The organism is Myxococcus sp. AS-1-15, assembly GCF_020037055.1.
Taxonomy (GTDB): Bacteria; Myxococcota; Myxococcia; order Myxococcales; family Myxococcaceae; genus Myxococcus; species Myxococcus fulvus.
In genome coordinates this window covers 195,284-219,804 of the sequence record NZ_JAIQDF010000008.1, presented here as the reverse complement: position 1 = coordinate 219,804, position 24,521 = coordinate 195,284, and the positions used below count along the sequence as shown (strand labels likewise).

General features: G+C 70.4%; 18 protein-coding genes. 11 read left to right on the top strand and 7 right to left on the bottom strand.

Going from position 1 to position 24,521, the window contains the following annotated elements; genetic code table 11:
* Window positions 1–132: 132 nt before the first annotated feature.
* Window positions 133–939, bottom strand: coding sequence for a CheR family methyltransferase (locus tag K8625_RS22490; RefSeq protein ID WP_223783851.1), 807 nt, complete (start codon window positions 937–939; stop codon window positions 133–135).
* Window positions 940–1,064: 125 nt separating this feature from the next.
* Here K8625_RS22490 and K8625_RS22485 point away from each other — a divergent pair, with 125 nt between their 5' ends.
* Window positions 1,065–3,146: a M3 family metallopeptidase gene (locus K8625_RS22485; protein ID WP_223783850.1), complete on the top strand. Its 2,082-nt coding sequence runs from the start codon at window positions 1,065–1,067 to the stop codon at window positions 3,144–3,146.
* Window positions 3,147–4,856: 1,710 nt separating this feature from the next.
* Window positions 4,857–6,038 carry a serine hydrolase gene (locus K8625_RS22480; protein WP_223783849.1) on the top strand — a complete coding sequence of 394 codons (1,182 nt, stop codon included), beginning with the start codon at window positions 4,857–4,859 and terminating at the stop codon, window positions 6,036–6,038.
* Between the two features lie 4 nt (window positions 6,039–6,042).
* On the opposite strand, the gene K8625_RS22475 is transcribed toward K8625_RS22480, so the two are convergent.
* Complete coding sequence (locus tag K8625_RS22475; protein ID WP_223783848.1) at window positions 6,043–7,812, bottom strand: R3H domain-containing nucleic acid-binding protein; 1,770 nt, start codon at window positions 7,810–7,812, stop codon at window positions 6,043–6,045.
* A 271-nt stretch (window positions 7,813–8,083) separates the two neighbouring features.
* On the opposite strand from K8625_RS22475, the gene K8625_RS22470 reads away from it, so the two are divergent.
* The 4 genes from K8625_RS22470 (at window position 8,084) to K8625_RS22455 (ending at window position 12,528) form a co-directional block, all read left to right on the top strand.
* A complete protein-coding gene (locus K8625_RS22470; RefSeq protein ID WP_223750368.1) occupies window positions 8,084–9,763 on the top strand; it encodes a DUF1592 domain-containing protein in 1,680 nt (559 codons plus the stop codon).
* Window positions 9,760–11,103, top strand: a complete 1,344-nt coding sequence (locus tag K8625_RS22465; protein ID WP_223783847.1) for a DUF1552 domain-containing protein — start codon at window positions 9,760–9,762, stop codon at window positions 11,101–11,103. The genes K8625_RS22470 and K8625_RS22465 overlap by 4 nt, the downstream gene beginning before the upstream one ends.
* A gap of 71 nt (window positions 11,104–11,174) precedes the next feature.
* A complete protein-coding gene (locus K8625_RS22460) occupies window positions 11,175–11,813 on the top strand; it encodes a CAP domain-containing protein (RefSeq protein WP_223783846.1) in 639 nt (212 codons plus the stop codon).
* 76 nt (window positions 11,814–11,889) lie between these two features.
* On the top strand, window positions 11,890–12,528 hold the full coding sequence (locus tag K8625_RS22455) for a CAP domain-containing protein (protein WP_223783845.1): 639 nt from the start codon (window positions 11,890–11,892) through the stop codon (window positions 12,526–12,528).
* On the opposite strand, the gene K8625_RS22450 is transcribed toward K8625_RS22455, so the two are convergent.
* From K8625_RS22450 to K8625_RS22435, 4 genes are all read right to left on the bottom strand, one after another.
* A complete protein-coding gene (locus tag K8625_RS22450; RefSeq protein ID WP_223783844.1) occupies window positions 12,522–14,009 on the bottom strand; it encodes an alpha/beta hydrolase in 1,488 nt (495 codons plus the stop codon). The two genes, K8625_RS22455 and K8625_RS22450, sit on opposite strands and share 7 nt — an antisense overlap.
* Before the next feature lie 109 nt (window positions 14,010–14,118).
* Complete coding sequence (locus K8625_RS22445) at window positions 14,119–14,949, bottom strand: dienelactone hydrolase family protein (protein ID WP_223783843.1); 831 nt, start codon at window positions 14,947–14,949, stop codon at window positions 14,119–14,121.
* 114 nt (window positions 14,950–15,063) lie between these two features.
* On the bottom strand, window positions 15,064–15,843 hold the full coding sequence (locus K8625_RS22440) for an FKBP-type peptidyl-prolyl cis-trans isomerase (RefSeq protein ID WP_223750374.1): 780 nt from the start codon (window positions 15,841–15,843) through the stop codon (window positions 15,064–15,066).
* A gap of 211 nt (window positions 15,844–16,054) precedes the next feature.
* Entirely contained in the window at window positions 16,055–16,984 is a 930-nt protein-coding gene (locus K8625_RS22435) for a DUF3445 domain-containing protein (RefSeq protein WP_223750375.1), read from the bottom strand.
* A gap of 209 nt (window positions 16,985–17,193) precedes the next feature.
* On the opposite strand from K8625_RS22435, the gene K8625_RS22430 reads away from it, so the two are divergent.
* A complete protein-coding gene (locus K8625_RS22430) occupies window positions 17,194–18,699 on the top strand; it encodes a parallel beta-helix domain-containing protein (RefSeq protein ID WP_223750376.1) in 1,506 nt (501 codons plus the stop codon).
* A 28-nt stretch (window positions 18,700–18,727) separates the two neighbouring features.
* On the top strand, window positions 18,728–19,984 hold the full coding sequence (locus K8625_RS22425) for an SO2930 family diheme c-type cytochrome (RefSeq protein ID WP_305070696.1): 1,257 nt from the start codon (window positions 18,728–18,730) through the stop codon (window positions 19,982–19,984).
* 84 nt (window positions 19,985–20,068) lie between these two features.
* On the opposite strand, the gene K8625_RS22420 is transcribed toward K8625_RS22425, so the two are convergent.
* Window positions 20,069–20,563, bottom strand: coding sequence for a MarR family winged helix-turn-helix transcriptional regulator (locus tag K8625_RS22420; RefSeq protein WP_223750377.1), 495 nt, complete (start codon window positions 20,561–20,563; stop codon window positions 20,069–20,071).
* Between the two features lie 141 nt (window positions 20,564–20,704).
* On the opposite strand from K8625_RS22420, the gene K8625_RS22415 reads away from it, so the two are divergent.
* Genes K8625_RS22415 through K8625_RS22405 form a run of 3 tightly spaced genes read left to right on the top strand, consistent with a single transcriptional unit; the run spans window position 20,705 to window position 24,449 of the window.
* The gene (locus K8625_RS22415; protein WP_223783842.1) at window positions 20,705–21,751 is read left to right on the top strand and encodes an ABC transporter substrate-binding protein; all 1,047 of its coding nucleotides are present in this window, start codon (window positions 20,705–20,707) and stop codon (window positions 21,749–21,751) included.
* The gene (locus K8625_RS22410; protein WP_223783841.1) at window positions 21,748–23,412 is read left to right on the top strand and encodes an iron ABC transporter permease; all 1,665 of its coding nucleotides are present in this window, start codon (window positions 21,748–21,750) and stop codon (window positions 23,410–23,412) included. The genes K8625_RS22415 and K8625_RS22410 overlap by 4 nt, the downstream gene beginning before the upstream one ends.
* A complete protein-coding gene (locus tag K8625_RS22405) occupies window positions 23,412–24,449 on the top strand; it encodes an ABC transporter ATP-binding protein (RefSeq protein WP_223783840.1) in 1,038 nt (345 codons plus the stop codon). Before K8625_RS22410 ends, K8625_RS22405 begins: the two co-directional genes overlap by 1 nt.
* Window positions 24,450–24,521: the final 72 nt, after the last annotated feature.

The window sequence follows — 24,521 nt, the reverse complement described above, 5'->3', positions numbered from 1 at the left end:
CGGCCAGGGGACTGACTCGACCCCGAAAGTCTCGCGGTGGTACCGGGCGCTCACGACTCACTCAAGGCCGGGTGCGTCACATCTCACGCGTGAAACATCTCGCATGTCTCACGGGTGTGCACCGACCCGGCTTCACTGTTCAACACGACGGAAGATGGGCAGTGAGCCCGCAACGCGCTCCAGCATCGCGCCGTCCTCCGGAACCGACTCCCCCACGCCCGTGACGAGCAGCCCTCCCGGCGCGAGCCGCGCCACGAGCCCCGCGAGCACCTCTCGCTGAAGCGCCGGCGCGAAGTAGGTGAAGGCCACGTTGCGACACAGGACGAGGTGAAAGGGACCCTCCGGCATGCGGGCCCGCAAGTCCTGCTGGACGAAGGTGAGCCCCTCGCGGAACGCGGGTGCGAGACAAGCCTCCGCGTCGGTACCGGGGAACGCCTCCGCGGCCCACGCGCGCGGCAGTTCCCGGAGCGAGCCGCGCGGATAACAACCCCGGCTCGCACGCGCGAGCAGCACCGTGTCGGCCTCCGTGGCGAGCAACTCCAATCGTGCCTCCGGGAAGCGTGGTGACAGCCCGAGCCGGAAGAGCACGCTCATCGTGTAGGGCTCCTCCCCCGAAGCGCAGCCCGCGCTCCACACGCGCAGCACGGAGGTGGACCCGAGCAGCGCGGGGAGCAGCGTGTCCCGCAGCACATCGAAGACCTCGGCGTCGCGGTAGAAACGCGAGACGGTGACGCGGCAGAGCGCGTCCAGCACGGCCCACTCGTCCGCGTCGGACTCCAGCCGGGCGCGGTACTCGGCCACGCTCGTGAGCCCCAACGCCGCGAGCCTGCGGCCGATGCGCTTGCACACCTGCCCTCGCACCCGGCGGAAACCCTCGAGCCGCAGGCGAAGACGCGGGCCCGCCCAGCGCATCAGCTCGATGCAGTCCTCATCCCTCACCGCGGCCTCCTTGTGTTGGAAGGTCGTCCGAGAATGTCAGCAGGCCCGGGCGACGGGCGAGCACGGCAGGCCGGGATGTGGCATGACGCTCGGGCGTTTGTGTTGGAATCCCGGAGGAATCTGCCTTGAAGAGACTGACTGCGCTCACCCTGTCGGCGGCCCTGGCGGCGGCCGGCTGCACGCATGGCACCGCGGCCACCGAGCCGACCACCCCGCCTGAGCAGGCCACCGCGCCCGCCACGCCGGCTCCGGAGAAGACCCCGGCGCCGCTGCCCGCGCCCCGGACGTCGGACGTGCTCGCCGGCACCGCCGAGGCCTTCACCGCCGCCTGCACCGCCGACCTCGAGCGCGCCCAGGCCCAAATCACCGCGCTCAAGAAGCTGGACGCGCGCAAGGACGCCCAGGCCGTGCTCGCCGCGTATGACGAGGCGACGGGCTCGCTCATCGCCGCCGCGAACCGCTCCAGCCTCGCGCGCGAGGTCCACCCGCTGCCCGCCTTCCGCGACGCCGCCCGCGAGTGCGAGCAGCGCGTGGACGCCCTCAACGTGGAGATCTCCCAGGACCGCGGCGTCTATGACGCGCTGTCCGCGGTGGACCTGTCCCAGGCGGACGGGCCGACGAAGTACTGGATGGAGCGCACGCTGCTCGACTTCCGCCGCGCCGGCGTGGACCGCGATGACGCCACGCGCGCGAAGGTGAAGTCGCTCAACGAGGAGCTGCTCAAGCTGGGCCAGCAGTTCGGCAAGAACATCGCCGAGGGCGTGCGCCAGGTGTCCCTCACGCCCAAGGAGCTCGCCGGGCTGCCCGAGGACTACGTGAAGTCCCACCCGGCCGGGAAGGACGGCAAGGTGGTCATCACCACCAACTACCCCGACTACTTCCCGTTCATGACGTACGCGAAGGACGGCAAGGCGCGCGAGAAGCTCTGGCGCACCTACCGCCAGCGCGCCTTCCCGGCGAACCAGGAGGTGCTCCAGCAGCTCATCGCCAAGCGCCACGAGCTGGCCACGCTCCTGGGCTACGAGTCCTGGGCCGCGTACACCACCGAGACCAAGATGACCCGCACGCAAAAGGCCGCGTCGGAGTTCATCGACCGGCTGGCGGACGCCACCCAGGCGAGAGCGAAGCAGGAGTTCGCGGACCTGCTGGCGCGCAAGAAGAAGGACGTCCCGAGCGCCAAGACGCTCGAGCCCTGGGACCAGGACTACTACGAGGACCGGCTGCGCGCGGAGCGCTTCGGGTTCGACTCGCAGCAGGTGCGCCCGTATCTGGAGTACAGCCGGGTGAAGGCGGGCGTGATGGACATCACCTCGCGCATCTGGGGCATCACCTACCAGCGCGCGGCGGACGCCAAGGTGTGGCACCCGGAGGTGGAGGCCTACGACGTGCTCGACAACGGCACGCTGCTGGGCCGCATCTACCTGGACATGCACCCGCGTGACGACAAGTACAAGCACGCGGCCCAGTTCGACCTGGCGCAGGGCCAGGCCGGCAAGCGGCTCCCCGAGGGCACCCTGGTGTGCAACTTCGCGCGCCCCGGCGAGCTGATGACGCACGACGAGGTGGAGACGTTCTTCCACGAGTTCGGCCACCTGCTGCACGCGGTGTTCTCCGGCAAGCAGCAGTGGAGCGGCATCTCCGGCATCCGCACCGAGTGGGACTTCGTCGAGACGCCGTCGATGCTCCTCCAGCAGTGGGCGGGCAACCCCGAGGTGCTCAAGGAGTTCGCCAAGCACCACGAGACGGAGGCCGCGATTCCCGCGGAGATGGTCGAGAAGCTGCGCGCGTCGAAGGAGTTCGGCAAGGGCCTGTGGGCGCGGCGGCAGCTGTTCCTGTCCGCGGTGAGCCTGGACTACTACTCGCGCAAGCCGGGCTTCGACACCACCGCGGCGCTGGTGGAGCAGCAGACGAAGCTCAGCCCGTTCAAGCACGAGCACCGCCCGGGCACGCACTTCGAGCTCGCGTTCGGCCACCTGGATGGGTACTCGGCCGCGTACTACACGTACCTGTGGTCCTCCGTCATCGCGAAGGACCTGGAGACGGAGTTCCAGAAGAAGGGCTACCTGGACCGCGAGACGGCGATGAAGTACCGCCGCACCGTGCTGGAGCCGGGCGGCGCCAAGCCCGCCGCCGAGCTGGTGAAGGACTTCCTCGGCCGTGACTACGGCTTCGAGGCGTACCGCGCCTACGTCGACGCCGGGAAGTAACACGCATCCCCCGGGGAGCCCGTGTCACCATGGGCTCCCCATCCAATGGGTTGACACCTTCCCCACCCTGAAGCCTCACAACAAATCAATTGCAGACATCATCAACGCAGATGTACCCTTCGCCCGCCCATCCTGGGGCAATGAAGAGGGGGACATATGCGTCAAATCAAGTCGCACGTCGCGGCGTCGCTCATGGCGGCTGCGTTGGGGCTGCTTCCCATCGCAGTCTCGCTGACGAGCGCACCTGCGGATGCAATGCATTGTGAGTTCCTTGAGCAAGGGTGCGCCAACAACGGCAACCCTGGCGGGGGTGGCTCCGGCGGAGGGAGCGGGGGCGGCGGGACAGGCACGGGAGGGGGCGGCGGCAGTGACCCCACCTATCACTTCACGTGCCCGGCTGGTTACCAAGTCTACTGCGTGGATTACCAGAACGGCACGGGCCTGCACTGCACCTGCCGCAAGATCGTCACTCCTGATGGCGGCACGCCGTAAGCAAGGAATCCACTGAATCATGAAGGCAACGATGGTACGCCTGACATTGTGCGTGGTTGGCATCACCATCGTTGCCGGCTTTGCCACGAACTGGCGATTCGGTGTTCCCCACATCGAGAGCCCTGCCACAGCTGCATCTTCAACCTCAGAGCCAACACCGTCTGTGCCGTTCGGCCCGAAGCCACCTCTCCATGCCGAGAAAGGGGCGGTGCGAGACGCGCGGCGACAAGCATCCTCGGCGACCGTCAGCGCGATTCCAGCGACCCAGCAGGTGTCAGCCCCTCGTCCGTCCGAGCCCTCCTCCACGCCAGGCGCGGACAGCCTTCTCGGCCCCGACCAGCAAGCGGAAGACGCCGCGCTGGCCACCGAATCACGGCGCTGCGCCAACAGCTCTGACTGCCCCACGGGGCAAGGCTGCGTGTTCGAACCTCGCGACAGCATCATGAGCTGTCAGTCCTCCAACTGCGCGCGCGATGAGGATTGTGCCCAGGAAGAGGTCTGCCGGCTTGCCAGCAACGTCTCTTCTGGAGCGCCCATCCATCGCTGCATGTCCTCCGGCACGCGCAAGGAGGGCGAGGCGTGTCACCACCTGTCGAGTGACCTCTCCCAGATGTGCGACAGGGGGCTGCGCTGTGTCCAGGGCAAGTGCGGACGCCCTTGTGAACTGAACACCTTGGGGAGCTGCCCCTCGGGGCAGCGCTGCGTCGCAACACCGGGTGGCCCTGGCTGCATGCCGTCATGTCGTGAAGGGCAATGCCCGCAGGGCCAGGAGTGCCTCGAACTCGACGCCGCGCCGGCATGCTTCACCCGCATCGGAAGAAACTGCCTGGATACGGGGTGCGCGGAGGGTGAGATCTGTGAGGTCGACGCGCGTCTCGAGGTCGCCATCTTCGAGTGTCGCAAGAGCTGCAGTCCCTTCAAGGCCCACAGCTGTCCCCCTGGGTCCGTCTGTGGTGCCGGCAGCCAAGGCCGTAGTGTCTGCTACCGAGCCTGCGACTTCGGCGAGCAACTCTGCCCACAGGGACAAGAGTGCTACACGGTGACGGAAGACCTCAAGACCTTTGGATGCCGACAGGTGACAGCCCCTCGGGGATGAACCGCATGTCTTGGTAATCGGGTTACCGAAGTCTCCTCGGAACAATTGAAGGAGCCCGGTGGCGCCGGTAGATTGAGCCTCGACTTCGAGGGCGGAGACGCCTCGGTCCGGAGCTCATCTCGATGAAACTGCTGCATGCGTGTGTCCTGGGTCTGTTCGTCACCAGCGGCTGTGCCACGACGTCCGCTTCACGTCAGGCGCCTCCTTCCCTTCCTGACACGGCCGCGCTGGATGCCGAGGTCGCTCGCGCCATGGCGGCGACGGGCGCCAAGGGGCTGGCCATCGCGGTGATTGACGACGGGCGCGTGGTGGTGACGCGGGCCTACGGCGCTCGCAACGCCCAGGGCGAGCCGCTCCAGACGGACACCGTGATGTATGGCGCATCCATCACCAAGACGGTCTTCGCCTATACGGTGTTGCAGCTGGTGGACGAGAAGAAGCTCCAGCTCGACACGCCCATCTCGCGCTACCTCGACAAGCCGCTCCCGGAGTACCCGGACGAGCAGCGCTACTCGACGTGGTCGCACCTGGCCGATGACGAGCGCTGGAAGCGAATCACGCCGCGCCACCCGCTCACCCACAGCGTGGGCTTCGCCAACTTCGGCTTCCTCGAGCCCGACCAGCGGCTGCGCTTCCACTTCGACCCGGGCAGCCGGTATGCGTACTCGGGGGATGGGCTCATCCTGTTGCAGTTCGTGCTGGAGCGGGGACTCGGACTGGACCTGGGCGCGGAGATGCAGAAGCGCGTGTTCGACCGCTTCGGCATGGTCAACACCAGCATGGTGTGGAGACCGGACTTCGCGAAGAACCTCGCGGACGGGTGGACGATGGAGGGCGCGGTGGAGCCGCACGACGAGCGCAGCACCGTGCGCGCCGCGGGCTCCATGGACACGACCATCGATGACCTGGCGCGCTTCGCCGCGGCGCTGGTGCGCGGTGAGGGCTTGTCGTCACAGTCCTTCGCCGAGCTGACCTCGCCGCAGCTCGCCATCACCACCAAGAGCCAGTTCCCCTCGCTCCAGGCCGAGCTGCCCGTGGAGCAGCGCCGCAAGGACCTGGCCGCGGGGCTCGGCGTGGTGCTGTTCGAGGGGCCGCAGGGGCGCGGCTTCTACAAGGGCGGGCACAATGACAGCACCGGCAACACGCTCGTGTGTCTGCCCGGCGCGCGCCGCTGTGTGCTGATTCTCGCCAACGACGTGCGCGCCGAGAACGCCTTCCCCCAGCTGGTGCGCTTCGTGCTGGGTGAGACGGGCGTGCCGTTCGATTGGGAGTACGGCGACCGGGTCTTCTGGGACGGACGCTGAGCGCTCACGCGCCGCCTTCCGTCTCCTCCGCGAGCGCGGCGTCGAGCTCCGCGCCCAGCGGGTAGATGACCAGATGCCTGGAGGGCTCGCTGCCGTGGCTCACCGCCTCCAGGCGGTAGCGGCTCACCAGACGATGCTGGAGCTTGCGCACGCGGGGCTGGCGCGGTGCGAGCTCCACCAGGACGCCCTCGCGCAGGGCGCGCTGGACGGCGGCCTCGGCCTCGGCCACCGCCTCGCGGACCTCCTCCGCGTCCACGCCCTCCAGCACGTTGAAGAAGCCCTTCAACATCCGACGCAGCTCCGCGGAGCTGCTGCGCTTCACGGACTCCACCCGCGCGCCGGTCTTCGCCACCACCCGACGCATCCTCGGGTCGTTCGCGTTCGAGCGCAGCGTGACGACGAGGTCCGCCGACTCCAGCCGGCTGACCAGTCGCACCTCCACCGGAATCTCGCGCAGCACCCGCTGCAACAGCTCGCGGCCCACGCCGTGCGGATAGATGCGCGTGGGGCGGGCCGCCGGCGCGGCCCCTTCCTCTTGGTGCTCGTCGACGAACCGCGAGGAGAACCGCGTCTGCCTGGGGCTCGCGGGCTCCGGCGCGCGCGGCTCCGGACTCGGTGCCGGCAGTTCGTCAGGTGGCGGAGTGAAGGGCCCCCCGTGCTCGGGCGTCTCACCTGACACAGAGACGCCCTCGGATGCCGGTCCCTCGGGTTCCTCTTCCGTGCTCGACGCGGCTCTTCCTTCCGGAGCCACCGTGACCTGCCTCGCGGGCTCCACCTCCACGCGCCCCGACTGCGCGTCCTGCCTTCGTCGCTCGCCGCCGACGTCCTTGCCGGCCAGCAGCCGGTCCACCGCCTCCGCCGTGTCGCCGTGCACACGCACCTCGTCACGGCCCACCATCTCCACCACGATGTCGAACGTGGGCGGCGACTTGCGCTCACTCACCGTCTTCTGCGTGCGCCTGCGCCGGGCCTCGTCGTCGCTCAGCGTCACCGTCTGCACCCCACCTACCAGGTCCGACAGCGTCGGGTTCAACACCAGGTTCTCCAGCGTGTTGCCGTGCGCCGTCGCCACCAACTGCACGCCCCGCTCGGCAATCGTCCGCGCCGCCGACGCCTCCGCCGAGGTCCCGATTTCATCCACGATGATGACCTCGGGCATGTGGTTCTCCACCGCTTCGATCATCACGTCGTGCTGCCGGTCCGGCCGCGACACCTGCATCCGCCGCGCCCCACCAATCCCCGGATGCGGCACGTCCCCGTCCCCACCAATCTCGTTGGACGTGTCCACCACCATCACCCGCTTGCCCAGGTCATCCGCGAGCACGCGCGCCACCTCGCGCAGCTTCGTCGTCTTCCCCACCCCGGGCCGCCCCAACAACAGCAGGTTGCGCCCCGAGCCGATGAGGTCCTTCAACATGTCGATGGTCCCGAACACCGCCCGCCCCACCCGCAGCGTCAGCCCCACCACCTGCCCCCGCCGGTTCCGGATGGCCGACACCCGATGCAACGTCCGCTCGATGCCCGCGCGGTTGTCCTCCCCCGGCGCCCCCACCCGCTCCATCACCTGACGCAGGTCCTCCACCCCCACCGGCGTCTCGCGCAGCCGCACCACCCGGTCCACCAGCCGCGCCTCCGGCACCCGCCCCAGGTCCAACACCACCTCCAACACCTCCGAGGGAGCAAGCGCCCCCACCACCGTCCGCAGCCCCTCCGGCAACACCTCCACCAGCAACAGGAAGTCATCGGCGACGGCATCGACACGCGGTGAAGTCATGGCGCCTCTCCTCTACCGGAACGCCCGGGGCGGCATCCATGCCCCTCCACCTCAACCTGCTCCCTCCACCACCCTCCCGCACGCCCACCAACGGCACCCCGCTTCCCCTCGACCGCCCTCCTCCGACCCATGGCAGGGCACTGCCCACCCCCTCACCCTCCCCTCGGGACGGCCCCCGCGTTCACCGCCCACCGCCTCGCGCTGGAGAGGGATTTGCTTCGGCCCTCACCGAACTCCGCCTCGGGCGGCTCGGTGAAAGGGGGAAGGTGCAGTGACTTCCAGGTTTCACGAACGGAGGCGACGCCCCTGGCGCGCCCGCGCGAGCACGGGCCTCCTCCTGCTGCTCGCCGCCTGCAAGGGAGACTCGCTGCCCAAGGCCCGCGTCCTCCCCGAGCCGCCGCCCACCCACGCCGAGGGCTGCGAGAACACCTCCGCGGACCCGGGCCGCGTCACCCTGCACCGCCTCAACCGCGCCGAGTACGACGCCACCGTGAGGGACCTGCTCGGCGACACCACCCGCCCCGCGCGCGACTTCCCCGCCGATGACCACGGCTACGGCTTCGACAACAACGCCGACGTCCTCAGCCTCTCGCCCCTGCTGCTGGAGAAGTACGCCACCGCGGCGGAGAAGCTCGTGGAGAACGCCTGGGCCCAGGGCACCGTGCGCACCTGCACCCTGGACGCCACGAACCCAGAGCCCTGCGCACGCGACATCCTCTCGCGCTTCGCCCGCCGCGCCTGGCGCCGCCCCGTGACACCCGAGGAGGTGGACCGGCTGCTCGGCGCGCTCACGCTCGCGAAGCGACACGGAGACCCGCCCGAGGCCGGCGTGAAGCTCGCCCTGCGCACGGTGCTCGTCTCGCCCCACTTCCTCTTCCGCGTGGAGAAGGACCCGCAGGCCACGTCCCTCTCGCCCCATCGGCTGGACGCCTTCGAGCTGGCGAGCCGCCTGTCCTACTTCCTCTGGAGCAGCATGCCCGACGAGGCGCTCCTCCAGGCCGCGGAGCAGGGACAGCTCTCCACGCCCGAGCAGCTGGAGGCCCAGGTGCGCCGCATGCTCGCGGACCCCAAGGCCCAGGCCCTGGTGAGCAACTTCGCCGGACAGTGGCTCTTCACCCGCGCGCTCGCCTCCGCCGAGCCGGACCCGATGCTCTACGGCACCTTCAACGAGGACCTGCGCCAGGCCATGCGCCAGGAGACGGAGCTCGTCTTCCAGGAGTTCCTCACCGGTGACCACAAGCTGCGCGACCTGCTCGACGCGCCGTTCACCTACGTCAACGACGCGCTCGCCGCGCACTACGGACTGCCGCTGCCCGGCAGCGCCACGCCGAAGCGCGTGGACCTGTCCGCGCACCCCGAGCGCCAGGGCATCTTCGGCCACGGCTCGCTGCTCACCGTCACCTCCAATCCGGACCGCACCTCGCCCGTGCAGCGCGGGGTGTGGGTGCTCGAGCAGCTGCTGTGCTCCGCGCCGCCGCCGCCGCCGCCGAACGTCGAGGGACTGCCGCCTCCGGTCAATCCGCTCATGACGATGAAGGAGCGCATGGCGCTGCACCGCAGCCTGCCGCAGTGCCAGGGCTGTCACCGGATGATGGACCCGCTGGGGCTCGCGCTGGAGAACTACGACCCCATCGGCCGCTGGCGGCTCAACGAGGTCAGCGGCGCGCCGGTGGACGCCACGGGGGACCTGCCCGACGGCGCCGTGCTCAACGGTGGCGCGGACATGCGGCGCTTCGTCAAGGAGGACCCGAAGCTGCCCGCGTGCATCACCGAGCACCTGCTCACGTACGCGCTCGGCCGGGGCATGTCCGAGGCCGACGCGTGCGTGGTGCGCGAAATCTCCGCCTCCGCGGAGGCCAGCGGCGGGCGGCTCGTCGACTACATCCTCGCCATCGTCCTCAGTGACTCGTTCACCTCCCGGCGCGGCGACACGGAGGCCCAGACGCCATGAGCCACAAGCGGCCACTCTCCCGTCGAACCTTCCTGCGAGGCACGGGCGCGCTGATGGCGCTCCCGTTGCTCGAGCGCATGGTCTCCACCGCCCACGCCGCCGAGGCGCCCCTGGCCCCTCGCCGCCTGGCCGTCTTCTACGTGCCCAATGGCATCCACATGCAGAAGTGGCTGCCCGCCGGCACGGGCGCCGCCTGGGAGCTGACGCCCACGCTCCAACCCCTGGCGACGGTGAAGAGCGACGTGCTCGTCATCAGCGGGCTCACCAACGACGCGGGCAGGCCCGACGGCGACGGCCACCACGCCGCGGGCACCGCCGCGCTCTTGTCCTGCATGAAGGCCGTCAAGACGGAGGGCACCGACTTCCGCGCGGGCATCTCCATGGACCAGGTCATCGCCCGACACCTGGCCCAGCGGAAGGCCACGCGCTTCGCCTCGCTGGAGCTGGGCAACGACGCGGGGCGCGGCATCGGCAACTGTGACTCCGGCTATGCGTGCCCCTATGCCAACAACATCTCCTGGGCCGGGCCTCGCACGCCCATGGCCAAGGAGGTGCGCCCCAAGGCCGTCTTCGACCGGCTCTTCGGCGGCATGGACCCCGGCTCCACCCAGGCCCAGGTGGAGAAGCGCCGCGCCTATGGCCTGAGCATCATCGACTTCGTGCGCGAGGACGCCACGTCGCTCCAGAAGCAGCTCGGCGTGACGGACCAGCGCAAGCTGGAGGAGTACTTCACCAGCGTGCGAGATTTGGAGAAGCAGCTGGAGGTCCTGGGGCAACAGGTGCCCGTGTGCGGCGCCCAGGTGTCGCCCGTCGACAACGAGGACCCTCGCGCCAAGACGAAGGCGATGATGGACCTCATCGTCCTCTCCTTCCAATGCGACCTCACCCGCGTGGCGACCTTCATGCTCGCCAACGCGCGCAGCAACAAGGTGTACGGCTTCCTCGGGCTCAGCGGCGGACACCATGCGTACTCGCACCACCAGTTCGTCCCGGCCAACTTCGACGCGCTCTCACGCATCGACCGGTGGGAGGTGGAGCAGTACGCCTACCTCGTGCGCCGGTTGAAGGAGAGCCGGGATGCCAGCGGCGCGTCGCTGCTCGACAGCTCGATGGTCTACTTCACGAGCGAGCTGGAGGACGGCAACGGGCACATCCATCGCAACCTGCCCGTGCTCATCGCCGGCCGGTGTGGCGGCGCGGTGGGCACCAACCGACACCTGCGCGCGACGGGCCTGCCCATCGCCAACCTCTACATCTCCATGATGCGGGCCATGGGCGTCCCAGGAATCACGACTTTTGGCTCGGACGGTACGGGAGAATTGCCGGGATTCGGGGGGTAGCGCCCGACCTCGCGGCATGGACGCAAAACGTCACCATGCATGGACGGACGTCCTGACGCATCATCCTCGGCATGCGTCCGTCTTCCGTGCTCCGCGCAGTCGTCCTGCTCCTGCTCGTGTTTCCTCCCGGCTGCGCGTCGGCCTCGAAGTCCAGCGCGCGCAAGGCCGCGCCGTCCCAGCGGGCCTCCGCCAGCGCGCCCCGGGGACAGCAGACCCGGAGCGCTCCGCAGACCCGGCCCGCGCAGCCCACGGCGAAGGACTTCGCGCGCGACATGGTGGAGGCCCACAACCAGGCGCGCGCCCAGGCGCGGCCCACGCCGAAGCCCGCGCTGCCGCCGCTCGTCTGGTCCGACGAGGCCGCTCGCCAGGCCGCCTCCTGGGCCAGGGCCTGCAAGTTCGAGCACAACCCGGAGCGGGGTGAGTACGGCGAGAACCTGGCCGCCGCCACGCCGGATGCGTGGACCACGCCACAGGTGGTGAAGAGCTGGGCGGACGAGGTCTCCGATTACGACCACGCTCGCAACACGTGCAAGAAGGGCAAGGTGTGCGGGCACTACACGCAGGTGGTGTGGCGCAAGACGACGGCCGTGGGCTGCGCCACCGTGACGTGCAAGAAGAACTCGCCCTTCGGGGCCGACTTCCCCACGTGGCAGCTGTGGGTCTGCAACTACGCGCCGCCCGGAAATTTCGTGGGACAGCGGCCCTACTGAGACGCGGTGTCGCCGCGGGAGGGTACGTGGGTGCGTACACCTTCCGGAGGCTCGTGGCGCCGTCGATAATCGCGGGATGAACCGCTCCTCCGTCCGACGTCTGCTGGCCCTCGGTCTGCTCGTGCCCTGCCTCACCACCGGCTGCGGCTCCGATGATGACAACGATGACGACACGCCTTCGGGTGATGCGGGGACTCCGGATGGAGGGGGCTCGGGCAGCCCGGACTCCGGTACGCCCGACTCGGGCTCCGGGTCGCTGTCGCAGTTCGCTCAGGACATGCTGACGGGGCACAACGCCACGCGGGCCTCCGCCAGGCCCACGCCGAGCCCCGCGCTGGAGCCGCTCGGCTGGGACACGGGCGCGGAGGACGTGGCGAAGGCGTGGGCGGCGAAGTGCCAGTGGGGGCACAACCCCAACCGCGGCCCCTACGGTGAGAACATCACCGCGGCCACGCCCAACTCCATGTCCACGCTGGAGGTGGTGAAGGGCTGGAGCGATGAGGCCGTCGACTACAACTACGCCAACAACTCGTGCGCGTCGGGCAAGCAGTGCGGCCACTACACGCAGGTGGTGTGGCGCGACACGAAGCGCGTGGGCTGCGCCACCGTGACTTGCACGGAGAACTCGCCGTTCGGCAGCAGGTTCCCCACGTGGCAGTACTGGGTCTGCAACTACGCGCCGCCGGGGAACTACACGGGACAGAAGCCCTACTGAGATGCCAGGGCGCGCAGCCATGCGGAGAGGGTGTCCAGCGCCTGCCGGGACAGCGTCTCCACGGCGGGCGACTCACGCGTGACCACGGCGAGAGCGTGGTCCGCGCCTTCGATGACCTTCACTTGTGCGCGGTCGTTCGCACCGGCGCGCTTCGACAGCCCCTGGTTGAGCGCTCGCGCCGTGAGCGCGGCGGGGGTCGTCTCGTCGCGCTCGCCCAGCAGCGCGAGCACGGGGCCTCGCACGCGTGGCAGGTCCTCGGCCGCGTCGTAGGACAGCACGTCGTGCCACAGCGGACGCTGGCGCTCCAGGAAGCGCTCCACCGTCACGTCTCCGAGTGACGACAGCGGCGTCACCGCGAGCCAGCGCTTGCGCTTCGCGCGCTGGAAGTGGAAGTCGAGCGTCTTGCGTGCACGGGCCTCACCGCCGTCCTCGTACAGGCGCGCGTCGTGGAGCACCTCGAGGAACTCGTTCAGGTCCACCAGCTCCGGCCCGGTGAGGCCGCGCTTGCGGCCCTCGTTGCGCATGCGGTGCTGCTCCTGCTTCCACACCGCGCCGGCTCCGCCCGAGATGAGGATGAGGAAGCCCACCTCCTGCGGCGCGCGCGCCGACGCGTTCACCGCGGTCCACGCGCCTTGCCCGAAGCCCATCAGCCCTACCCGAACCGAGGGGCCCAGCCGCTGCCGCAGCAGCCGCACCGCCGCGAGGCCGTCATCCCCCTGCGCCTTCAGCCCCGGCTGGAGAGCGTCTTCGGCAATGCGGCCGTCATCGCCCGGCCTCTTCAGTCCCGGCTGGAGAGCGGCATCGGTGGTGCGCTTGTCATCGCCCTGCGTCTTCAGCCCCGGCGCGCGTGTGGCATCGGTGGCTCGGCCGACATCACCTCGAGCCGGCCCTGCTCCCGTGGCACTCGCGCTCTCGCGTGTGGCATCGGTGGCGCGGCCATCACGACCCTGCGCGCCAAGCCCCGTCCCACGTGCGTCGTAGGTGAGCACCGCGAATCCATGCTCCACCAGCAGCGCCGGATAGGGCTCCAGCGCCGCGCGAGAGCCCCGCCCCACGTCGTGCAGCAGCACCACCGCGTTCCTGGGCACTCCCGTCCCCGGCAGCCACAGGGTCGCCGGCAGCTCCGCGCCCTCCACGGACACCGTCACCGCCTCGGTGCGCACCGGCACCGGCGCGAGCGACATCGGCTCCGCGCTCACCCCCGTGAGCACCAGCTCCGGCGATCGCCACGTGACGCGCGCCTCCGGACGGCTTCCCGCGAGCGCCCACACCCCGGGCTCCCTCGGCTCCAACCGCCAGCGCCGCCGCGAGGCGAAGTCCATCAGGAACGGGGCCGTGCCCTCCCCCGCCACCCGCACCAGCCCTCCGTCCGGCCGACGCCAGACCCCCTCGACGGGGACCGTCGCCCGGGACGCCCAGGCCCCGCTCCCGACGAGCACCAGCCCCAGGACCACCACCACGCTCACACCCAGCCTCGGCACGCCACGCCTCCGATGATTTGACGCGCGCGCGTTCAAGCCGACCCGGGGCCCCGGACGCAACACCGTGTCGCGTCCGGGCTCGCTCGTGTGGACCGCTGGACACTCCCACTCAGCGCTTCAGGTGGTGCTCCAGGAACATCGACGTCTCCGCCCACGCCCTGGCGGCCGACTGCTCGTCGTAGCGCGCCCCCGAGGGGTTCGCGAACGCATGCTCCCCATCCAGCTCGACGATGCGGTGGGCAATCCCCAGCTGGTCCAGCGCCGCGCGGAACTCCGCCACCTTCTCCAACGGAATGGACGCGTCCCGCGTCCCGAAGATGCCCAGCACCGCCGCGCGGATGGTCGACAACTCGTTCACGTCCGTCACCGGGCTGCCGTAATAAATCACCGCCGCGTCCAGCTCCGGCACCAGCATCGCCGTGCGCAGGGACATGCTCCCGCCGAAGCACCACCCCAGGCTGCCCGTGCGCGTGGCCTTCACCCGCGCGTCCTCCTGGAGGAACTTGTGCGCCGCCACCAGCGTCTGCCCCGCGCGCGCGTGGTCCACCGCCTTCACCAGCGCCAGCGCCTCCTCGGACGTGGTGGCCACCTTGCCGCCATACAGGTCCACCGCCAGCGCCGCGTAGCCGTTGGCCGCCAGCCGGTCCGCCCAGTGCTTGATGTGCGAGTTGAGCCCCCACCACTCATGGAGGACCAGCACCGCCGGCAGGGGCCCCTTCGCGCCCTCGGGCAGGCTCAGGTACATCTTCGTCCCGGCCACCTCCACCTCCTGCCCCTTCAGCTCGGGCGGCGCGTCGTCGCGCAGGGTGTGCATGGCCTTGAACTCCGCCTCGGAGACCGCGCCCGTGGGAGAGGGCTCGCGCCGCACCTCCACCGGCTTGCCCCGCGTGCAGCCTGAGACCAGCAACAACACACCCAACCACAGCAGGTGACGGTGCATGAACGCTCCTTCGCGCCCTGAGGCGCTCGCATGACTGCAAACGAAGAGGGCCGGCAGGGAGCATCCCCGCCAGCCCTCCATGTGCCCACGCTCCAATGACTGGAGCGGGCGGGACTACTTCTTCTGCTCGGCGGACGGAGGCGTCGCGGGAGCGGCCGGCGCGCCAGCGGGGGGGGCCTCGGGCGGCTTGACGATCTCCAGCAGCTCCACCTCGAACACCAGCGCCGAGCCGCCCGGGATGTTCGGGGGCGCGCCGCGGTCGCCGTAGGCGATGTCGGACGGGCACACCAGCTTGGCCTTGCCGCCGACCTTCATCTTCTGCACGCCCTCCGTCCAGCACTTGATGACGCCCTGGAGCGGGAACTGCGTGGGCTCGCCACGCTTGTAGGAGCTGTCGAACTCGGTGCCGTTGGGCAGCGTGCCCTTGTAGTGCACCTTCACGATGTCCGTGGCCTTCGGGGACTCACCGGTGCCGGGGGTGATGTCCTTGAACACCAGGCCGGACTCCGTCTTGGTGGCGCCGGACTCCTTGGCGGCCTCGTCCAGGAACTGCTTGGACTTCTCCTTCTCCTTCTCCGCCTTGGCGGTGGTGCGCGCGCGCGCCAGCTCCTGGAGCTTCGGCCCGTACGTCTCCAGCTCCACCGCGGGCTTGTCGCCCTTCACCTGGGCGTTGAGGCCCGCCTTGACGTACTCCAGCTCCTCCGGAGTCATGTCGAACACGCTGATGCTCTTGCCGATGGACAGACCGAGCGCGTACAGCGTCTTCTGGTCCTCGGTCTGCGGGTTGGCCGCCGCGCCCGCCGTCGCCGTGGCGGTGGCGCCCCCGTCCTTCGCACCCTGCGGCTGGCACGCCGTCAGGCTCAGCATCATCGCAACCAGACACATCTTCCGCATGTGTTTGCCCTTCCTTCGCTTGTGGCCGCGGCGGCGAAAGCGCGCCGCCAATCTCTCGTTCCGGAGGGGCGACTTACTACAGAAACGCGCGTCCTTCCTCTTGGCGCCGCACCGCGACGCCCATCCGCCGCCCTCGTTTCATCCGGGTAGGATATTTCTCCACCCACCATCCCGAGGCCCTACGAACGCGAAGGGACTCCGGGCTCGAGCGTCAACAAGCGCCAGGGCGGCGCAGGTACGCGAGGAGCGGCTCGCGCAGGGGGCCCAGGCGCTTGTAGCCGCTCAGGTCGTCCGGGACGGTGGCGAGCACGCGGGCCAGGCGCTGGCGGCGCTCGGGCGTGGGCACCTCGCCGGCCACCGGGGCCACGTAGGTGTGGATGGTGAAGAGGATGGCGCCCGTCTGGGGCAGGCGGCTCAAGGTCTGCCGCTCCAGGCGCAGGAAGCAGCGCTCCCCGGCGTTGTCGGGCGTGAGGCCCTCGAAGAGGTGGCGCCACTCGGGGAAGGAGCGCGGCTCCATGCACAGCCTGTCGGTGACGGTGACGGCCCAGTTGCAGCGGGTGACGGGGCGGCCCGGCTTGAGGCCCTCCAGCAGCTTCAGCGTGCCGCGGCCCATCTGCTCGGCGAAGCCCGGCACCGGCGCGTGCACCGCGAGCAGGGACTTGCCCAGCTTCTCCCCCAGGCTCCAGCCAGAGGGGAAGCAGAGCTGTCCGGCGATGAGCGGGCAGCCCTCGCGCGTGCCGTCCAGCACCAGCAGGTCCTCCTGCACCTGCCTCCCCACCCAATCCAGCGGCGCGAACGGCAGGCCGTCCTCCTGGCCCGGCGTGAAGGAGGCCGCGTCGCCCGTGAGCGTGTTGTGCCAATGCCAGCGCCCGTCGTCGTCGACCCGCAGGGTGAACGACTCCGGTGTCTGCTCGGCCATGCGCGACAGCAAGAGCCGCAACACCTCCCACTGCTGGGGCCCGGTGCCCGGCTGCGCCTGGAAGCGCGCGTGCGGGTCCTCGCCGAGCAGCGAGGCTTTCAACGCCAGCTCAGCGCGATAATGCGCTGCGTCTACCTCGATGAGTGTTTCACCGGGACGCAAGGCGCGCACTCCAAGTGCCATGGCGTAGGCGTCCTGCTCGAAGGGGAAGTAGGGCAGCACGTGGACGAAGCTCCGACCCGAGAAAAATACAGCCTGCCATTCCTTGCACATCGCAGCGCGTCACGAAACCCAGGCGCGAAGGAAATCCTCACCTCACCCTTGAGGTCGGGCGCGGGCGGGATGAGGATTCGCGCCATCCCTTGGCCCCGCCCCGCTCCGCTCCCCGTCGAGACACGAGGGGGGCATGGCCGACTCCTGGAGGAACCCTGATGAACCGTCTGTCACGTGCCGTGCTCGTCGCCGCGCTGAGTCTGCTGGCCCTTCCCGCCTGCTCGGACGACGACGAGGACCGTCAGTTCGCGAGCCCCAACCCGAGCCCGGGAGAGCCCGCGACGGACGCCGGCACGCCCGACTCCGGCACGCCGGACTCAGGTGACGTGTGGCCCGCCGAGTTCTCGTGTACCGATGCGCAGCGCAAGACGCTGACCTTCAATCCGGGTCAGGAGCAGGACCTGCAGAACGCCGTCAATGACTTGCAGCCGTGCACCACGGTGCAGCTGGGCGCGGGCACGTTCAAGTTCAACAACGCGGTGACCATCCGCCAGGACGGCATCACCATCGTCGGCGCGGGTCGGGGCGCGCAGGGCGAGGGCACCGGCGGCGCCGCCAGCACCGTGCTGGACTTCTCCAACGCAGTGGCCAACACCAACGGCCTGGACGTGGTGGGCAAGCTGTTCACGGTGAAGGACGTGGCGCTGTGGAACGCGAAGAAGGACGCGCTGCGCGTGGAGAACTCGTCCAACGTGTTCATCCAGCGCATCCGCACCGAGTGGGCGGTGGAGAACGACGAGAACAACGGCAAGTACGGCATCTACCCGGTGAAGTCGCGCTACGTGCTCATCGAGGACTGCGAGGCGTACAACGCCGCGGACGCGGGCATCTACGTGGGCCAGACGCGCTACACCATCGTCCGGCGCAACATCGCGAAGAAGAACGTGGCGGGCATCGAAATCGAGAACACGCGCTTCGCCTACGTGGAGGGCAACACGGCCATCGACAACACCACGGGCCTGGTGGTGTTCGACCTGCCGGGCAACCCCATCAAGGGCACCGACATCCTCATCACCAAGAACACCATCACGGGCAACAACCGGCCGAACTTCGCGTCGGTGACGGCCAGCAGCAGCACGGTGTCGCAGGTGCCGGCGGGCACGGGCACGTTCATCCTGGCGTCGCGCCGGGTGGAGTTCGTGGGCAACACGTGGGGTGACAACGGCTCCGTGGACATCGCGGTGCTCAGCGGCCTGGCCATCGAGCCCAACCCCATCCTGTGGTCGGCGGGCTTCTTCAACTTCAACACGGGCGATGTGTCCATCCACGACAACACGTTCCTGGGTGGCAGCGGCGCGAACGTGGACAACGGCCAGCCGGACCTGCAGAAGCGCCCGCTGGGCGCGCTGATGTTCAACCTGTACGCGTACGGCAAGGCGGTGCACGGCGTGGAGCGCGTGGAGCACGTGCTGTGGGACGGCATCGACCCGGCGCCGCGCGCCGAGGGCCGCGAGCCCAACGCGCTGAACCTGTGCTTCTACAACAACACGGTGCCGGCCACGACGAAGCAGGCGGTGGTGGACCTGGACCTGCAGTCGGTGCAGGCGTACCTGACGGCGCAGACGCCCAACCCGGCGGCGGCGTGGGCCGCGACGGCGCGCTACGACCAGGGCGCCGAGCCGTTCAACTGCCGCGGCTTCGCGCCCGCGCTGGACCTCCCCTGAAGTGAGCGGACCGAGGACGCCCGTCGCCATGCGCGCGCCGTACACGAAACATCTGGGCCTCGCCGCGGTGCTGCTCGCCGCGGCGGTGGCCGCCTGCTCCGGTGACGAGGACCCACCGGGCAACGAGCCCACGCCGGACGCGGGCAATCCCTCGCAAGGGGATGCCGGCACGCCGGACGCGGGTGCGCCGGACTCGGGCCCGGACGCGGGGCCCCCCGACGCGGGGGTGCCGGACGCGGGTCCCCCCGACGCGGGCACGCCCGACGCCGGGCCTCCGGGCACGGTGGTCATCCCGAACAAGCTGTCGGACCTGAAGCTCTTCACGGGCACGCCGGCGACGGGGGACTTCCAGCCCGTGGCGGGCAACATCCCGTACGAGCTGACCACGCCGCTGTTCTCCGACTACTCGCTGAAGTCCCGCACGCTGTACGTGCCGGACGGCAAGAAGGCGCTGTATTCGGCGAACGACGTGTTGGACCTGCCGGTGGGGACCATCATCACCAAGACGTTCGCGTACCCGGCGGACTTCCGGGAGCCGGACAAGAATGTGCGCCCGCTGGAGACACGCATCCTGGTGCGACAGCCGAGCGGCTGGGAGGCGTATCCCTACGTCTGGAACGACGCGCTGACAGAGGCGACCAAGGTCGTCGGCGGCTACGTATTCGAGAACTTCGAGTTCATCGACGCCGAGGGCGTGAAGAAGACGTTCAACTACCTGGTACCCCAGCGCAACCAGTGCCAGAAGTGCCACCACGAGGTGGACGCGCAGGACAACCAGTACCTGGTGCCCATCGGCGTGAAGGCGCGCTACCTCAACCGGGAGCACGTCTACGACGGGCAGCCGGTGAACCAGCTCCAGCACCTGGCGGCGCTGGGGAAGCTGGGCAACCTGCCTTCCGCCAACATCCCCCGCGCGCCGAACGCGTTCGACGCCACGGAGGCCACGGTGGCCGAGCGGGCGCGCACGTACCTGGACATCAACTGCGCGCATTGCCACAACCCGAAGGCGCAGCCGGGCATCACCAGCCGGCTGTTCCTGGACATCAAGACGACGGACGAGTTCAGCCTGGGCTACTGCAAGCGCCCGGGCTCCGCGGGCAGCGGCGTGGGCGGTGAGTTCGACATCGTCCCCGGAGACCACTCCACGTCCATCCTCTGGTACCGGCTGCACACCGAGGAGTCGGGGAAGATGATGCCGGAGATTGGCCGCGCCCTGCGCCATGACGTGGGCTCGCAGCTCATCGCCGATTGGATTGACGCCATGCCGCCGCGGTCCTGCAAGTAGCGGCGCGACAGTCCTGGGTGTGGATGAAGGCCCTTCGCCGCTGCCCCTTCGAGGCACGGCGGAGGGCCTTCGCCTTGTCGGGCCTCAGCGAGTCGGCCGCACCCGGCGGCGGCGCGCCGCGTCCTCACCGCCCAGCGACACGAGCATGCCCGCCAGCAGCGTGCGGGCCTCCTGCAGCGGGCCTTCGCCATGCTGGCGCTCGAAGCGCTTCTGGAGCGCGGAGCGCAGCGCCCGGGACTTCTCCACCGACGCGAGCCCGCGGGGCGACAGGGCCACCTGACGCACGCGCGCGTCCCCGGTCTCCGTCTTGTCCACGTAGCCCAGCGACTCCAGCTCCGCGACGGACTTGGACGCCGCCTGCTGCGTCACCCCCAACAGCTTCGCCAGCTCGCTGATGGAGCGCGCGCCGCCCAGCAGGTGCTGGAAGACATGGCCGTGCGAGTGGCGCAGCCCGGTGAAGCCCGCGCCGTGGAGCTCCTCCAGCACCTGGTCGTTCATCCGCTGCCCCACGAAGAGGGCCAGGTACCCCAGGTCCAGCGACTCGGGGCGCACGTCCACGTCTTCCATCCGGCGTGACATGCGCCACTGTGTCGCATTCACATCCCGGGTTGTGCAATGCGGGTCCTCCCTGGACCTGGCCTTGTCGTCGTCGACCCGTGGGTCCTTTCGTGACATCGCCCCCCAGGACTTTCCGCAGGCGTGTCGCATAATCCCGCCCCCATGTCCCTTCCCCTCCTCGCCCGGGCCTTGGGCCTCGCCGTCGCGCTGGCGGTGCTCGCCGCGTGCCGCATCGAGTCCGCGGCGCCCGCGTCCGGCGCCGCCAACAAGCACGAGGGCGCGCCATCGGGCGAGGTCTGGGTCTACACGTCCATGTATCAGCACGTGCTGGACGCGATGGAGCCGCTCCTGAAGGAGAAGCTCCCCGGCGTCACGGTGCGCTGGTACCAGGCCGGCAGCGAGAAGGTGGCCAGTCGCCTGGAGGCCGAGCGCGCCGCGGGCGCCGTGCGCGCGGACCTCCTCTCCGCGTCGGACCCGTTCCTCGTCGAGCGGCTCGCGCGCGAGGGGGCCCTCCTGCCGTATGCGTCCGTGCACGTGCTGCGGGCCCCGCGCGCGTTGGTGGACCTGGATGCCCGCTACGCCTCCATCCGCGTGTCCACCATGGTGCTGGTGCATCGCGAGGGCTCTCCGCCTCCGCCCACCTCTTTCGCGGCGCTGGTGGATGGGAGCTGGAAGGGACGCGTGGCCATCGGCGACCCGCTCACGTCGGGGACCGCCTTCACGTGGGCCGTGTTCTGTCATTCCAGGTACGGCGAGGCGTACTTCACCGGCCTGCGCGAGCACGGCGCGCTCGTGGCCGGCGGCAACGCGGCGGTGCTCCAGAAGGTCGAGAGCGGCGAGGCCGACGCGGGCGTGCTGCTGCTCGAGAACGCGCTGGCCGCCCGGGCGCGCGGCAGCAGGCTGCACATCGTCTGGCCCACCGACGGCGCGGTCACCATCCCCGGCCCCGTGGCCATCCTCGCCGGGACGCCGAACCCCGTGGCCGCCCGCGCCGTGGTGGACGTGATGCTGTCTCCCGAGGGCCAGCGCCTCATCGTCGAGAAGGGAGACATGCACGCGGTGGACCCCCGGCTGCCGGGCCCTCGCGAGGAGCCGGGCGTGGACGCGCTGCTGCGACGCACGCAGCCGTGGACGCCGCCCCTGCTGGAGCAGGGGCTCACGCGGGGCAGCGCCATCAAGGAAGCCTTCAGCCGGGCCTTCGCGCGATGAGGGTGCCCACGCGGTGGGTGGGGCTCGGCGCGTGGCTCTTGCCGCTGCTCGTCTTCGCGGTGGGGCCCGTGGTGGCGCTGCTGGCGCGCGGGCTCGGCGCGCAGACGGGCGACGCGGGGATGAGCGGCCTGGGCGCGGAGGCGGGGGCGCTGCTCAACACGCTGGCCATCTCCGGCGGCGCGGCGCTGCTCGCGCTCTGCCTGGGCACGCCGCTGTCGCTCTTGCTGTTCCGCACGGACCTGCCGCTGCGCGGCGCCTTCACCGTGCTCTTCACCCTGCCCTCCGCCATCCCCGCCTTCATCTGGGGCATGGGGTGGTTGTCATTGGCGAGCCCTCGCGCGGGCTATCTCAATCGCCTGCTGGGCGCGGGCACGCTCGACATCCACGGCCCGGTGGGCATCGCCTTCGTCGAGGGTGTGTCCGGCCTCCCGCTCGTGCTGCTCGCGGGCGCCGCGGCGCTGAGGCGCGTGGACCCGGCGCTGGAGGAGGCCGCGCGCGTGTGCGGCGCCTCCCCCCTGCGCGCGCTGCTCACGACGACGGTGCCGCTGGTGATGCCGTCGCTGCTCTCCGGCGCGGTGATGGTGTTCCTGATGGCCGCGTCGTCGTTCGGCGTGCCGTACCTCCTGGGCGTGTCCGCGACGCCGCCCACGCGGGTGCTCACCACGCGCATCTACGAGCTGGTCCTGCTGGGCGACGAGGGCCTGGGACGCGCCAGCACGCTCGCGCTCGTGCTGCTGCTGCTCACGCCGCTGTCGCTCTTCGCCACGTGGGCGCTGGGGCGCTCGGGGCGCGTGCGGTTGAGCGCGGGCAAGGGGCTGTCTCCACGGCCCCTGTCCCTGGGCCGCGCGCGGAGACTGGCCACCGGTGGCGTGGCGGCGGCCTGCGTGCTGCTGGTGCTGCTGCCCCTGGGCGCCATCCTGCTCACCTCGCTGCAGCGGGGCTTCGGGGCCCGGCTGGCGTGGGAGGAGTTGACGCTGTCGCACTGGTCCGGCGTGCTGTTCGAGCCGCGCACGCTGCGCGCCACGGGCTTGAGCCTGCTGCTCGCGACGGGCGCGGGCGCGCTGGTGTGTGGCCTGGGGCTGTCGGCGGCGCTGCTCCAGCGGGCGTGGCGTCGCCTGGGCGCGGGCGTGGAGGCGCTCGCCGTCTGGCCCTACGCGGTGCCGGGCACGGTGCTGGCGCTGGCGCTGCTCGTCGCGTTCTCGCGCGACTGGCGCTTCATCCTCGTGGACCGCGTGGCCTTCGTGCTGGCGCTGGCGCACACGCCGTGGCTGCTGCTCGTCGCGTACGCGGCGAAGTACCTGGCGCTGGGCACCCGCAACGCCTCGGAGGCGCTCGCGCAGCTGGACCCCTCGCTGACGGAGGCGGCGCGCGTGTCGGGCGCGGGCCCGCTGCGCGCGTTCCTGGACGTGCCGCTGCCGCTGCTGCGTCCCGCGCTGACGGTGGCCTTCATCCTGACCTTCCTGGCGTGCGCGACGGAAATCACCATGTCCGTGCTGCTGGTGCCCGCGGGCTCGGAGGTGCTGGGCAAGCTGCTGTTCGACCTGCAGAGCTACGCGGACCCGGCCTCCGCGGCGGTGCTCGCGTGCGCCTTCGTGGCGCTGGTGGTGGCGGGACAAGCGGTGCTCGCGCTGGTGTCGCGTCGCGCGACGGAGACGCGGTGATGGCGGCGATTGCGTTGCGGTCCGTGTTCAAGGCCTACGGCGCCACACCCGTGGTGCGCGGGCTGAGCCTGGACGTCCACGAGGGCGAGCTGGTGTCGCTGCTGGGCCCCTCCGGCTGCGGGAAGACGACGACGCTGCGCATGCTCGCGGGCCTGGAGCACCCGGACTCGGGCGTCATCCGCATCGGCGAGGAGACGGTGGCGGGCCCCGGCGTGCGCGTGCCGCCCGAGCGGCGCGGGCTGGGCATGGTGTTCCAGGGCTACGCCGTCTGGCCCCACCGCTCCGTCGAGGAGAACGTGGCCTATCCGCTGGTGCTGCGCCGCGTGCCGAAGGCGGAGCTGGCCACCCGCGTGCGCGAGGCCCTGCGACAGGTCCGCCTGGAGCACCTGGCCACGCGCAGGCCCCACGAGCTGTCGGGAGGACAGCTGCAGCGCGTGGCGCTCGCGCGCGCCCTGGTGGCGAGCCCCCGCGTGCTGCTGCTCGACGAGCCCCTCTCCAACCTGGACGCGGCGCTGCGCGAGGAGCTGCGCGCGGAGCTCGCCACCCTGCGCGCGAAGCTGGGCACCACGCTCGTCTTCGTCACCCACGACCAGGGCGAGGCGCTCGCGCTGTCGGACCGCATCGCGGTGATGAACCAGGGCGTGCTCGAGCAAGTCGACTCGCCCCAGACGCTCTACCGCGAGCCCGCCACCCCGTTCGTCGCGGGCTTCGTCGGCGGCGCCAACGTGCTCACGGGCGAGGTGCGCGAGGGCCACTTCCACACCACCCCTGGAGGCACGGGGTTCGCGCTGCCACCCGGGACTCCCGCCACCCCGCCGGGCCCCACCACCCTGGTGGTCCGCCCCGAGGACGTGGAGCTCGGCGAGCACGGCACGCCCCTGCCCCTGTCCGCGCGCCTGTTCCTGGGCCACGCCGCCGAGTACCGCTTCCCCGTCGGCAGCACCCTCCTGCGCGCGGTGGCCCCTCCACTCGAGGTGCGCGCGGGCCAGACACTCCACGTCCGCCTGCGCAAGGTCCGCCTCTTCGCCCCACGGTGAGGCGTGGGCTCGGGGGCACCTGGATGTTTTCGGACTCATTGCCCGGGACGAACCGCTCCGGGGAGACTCCCA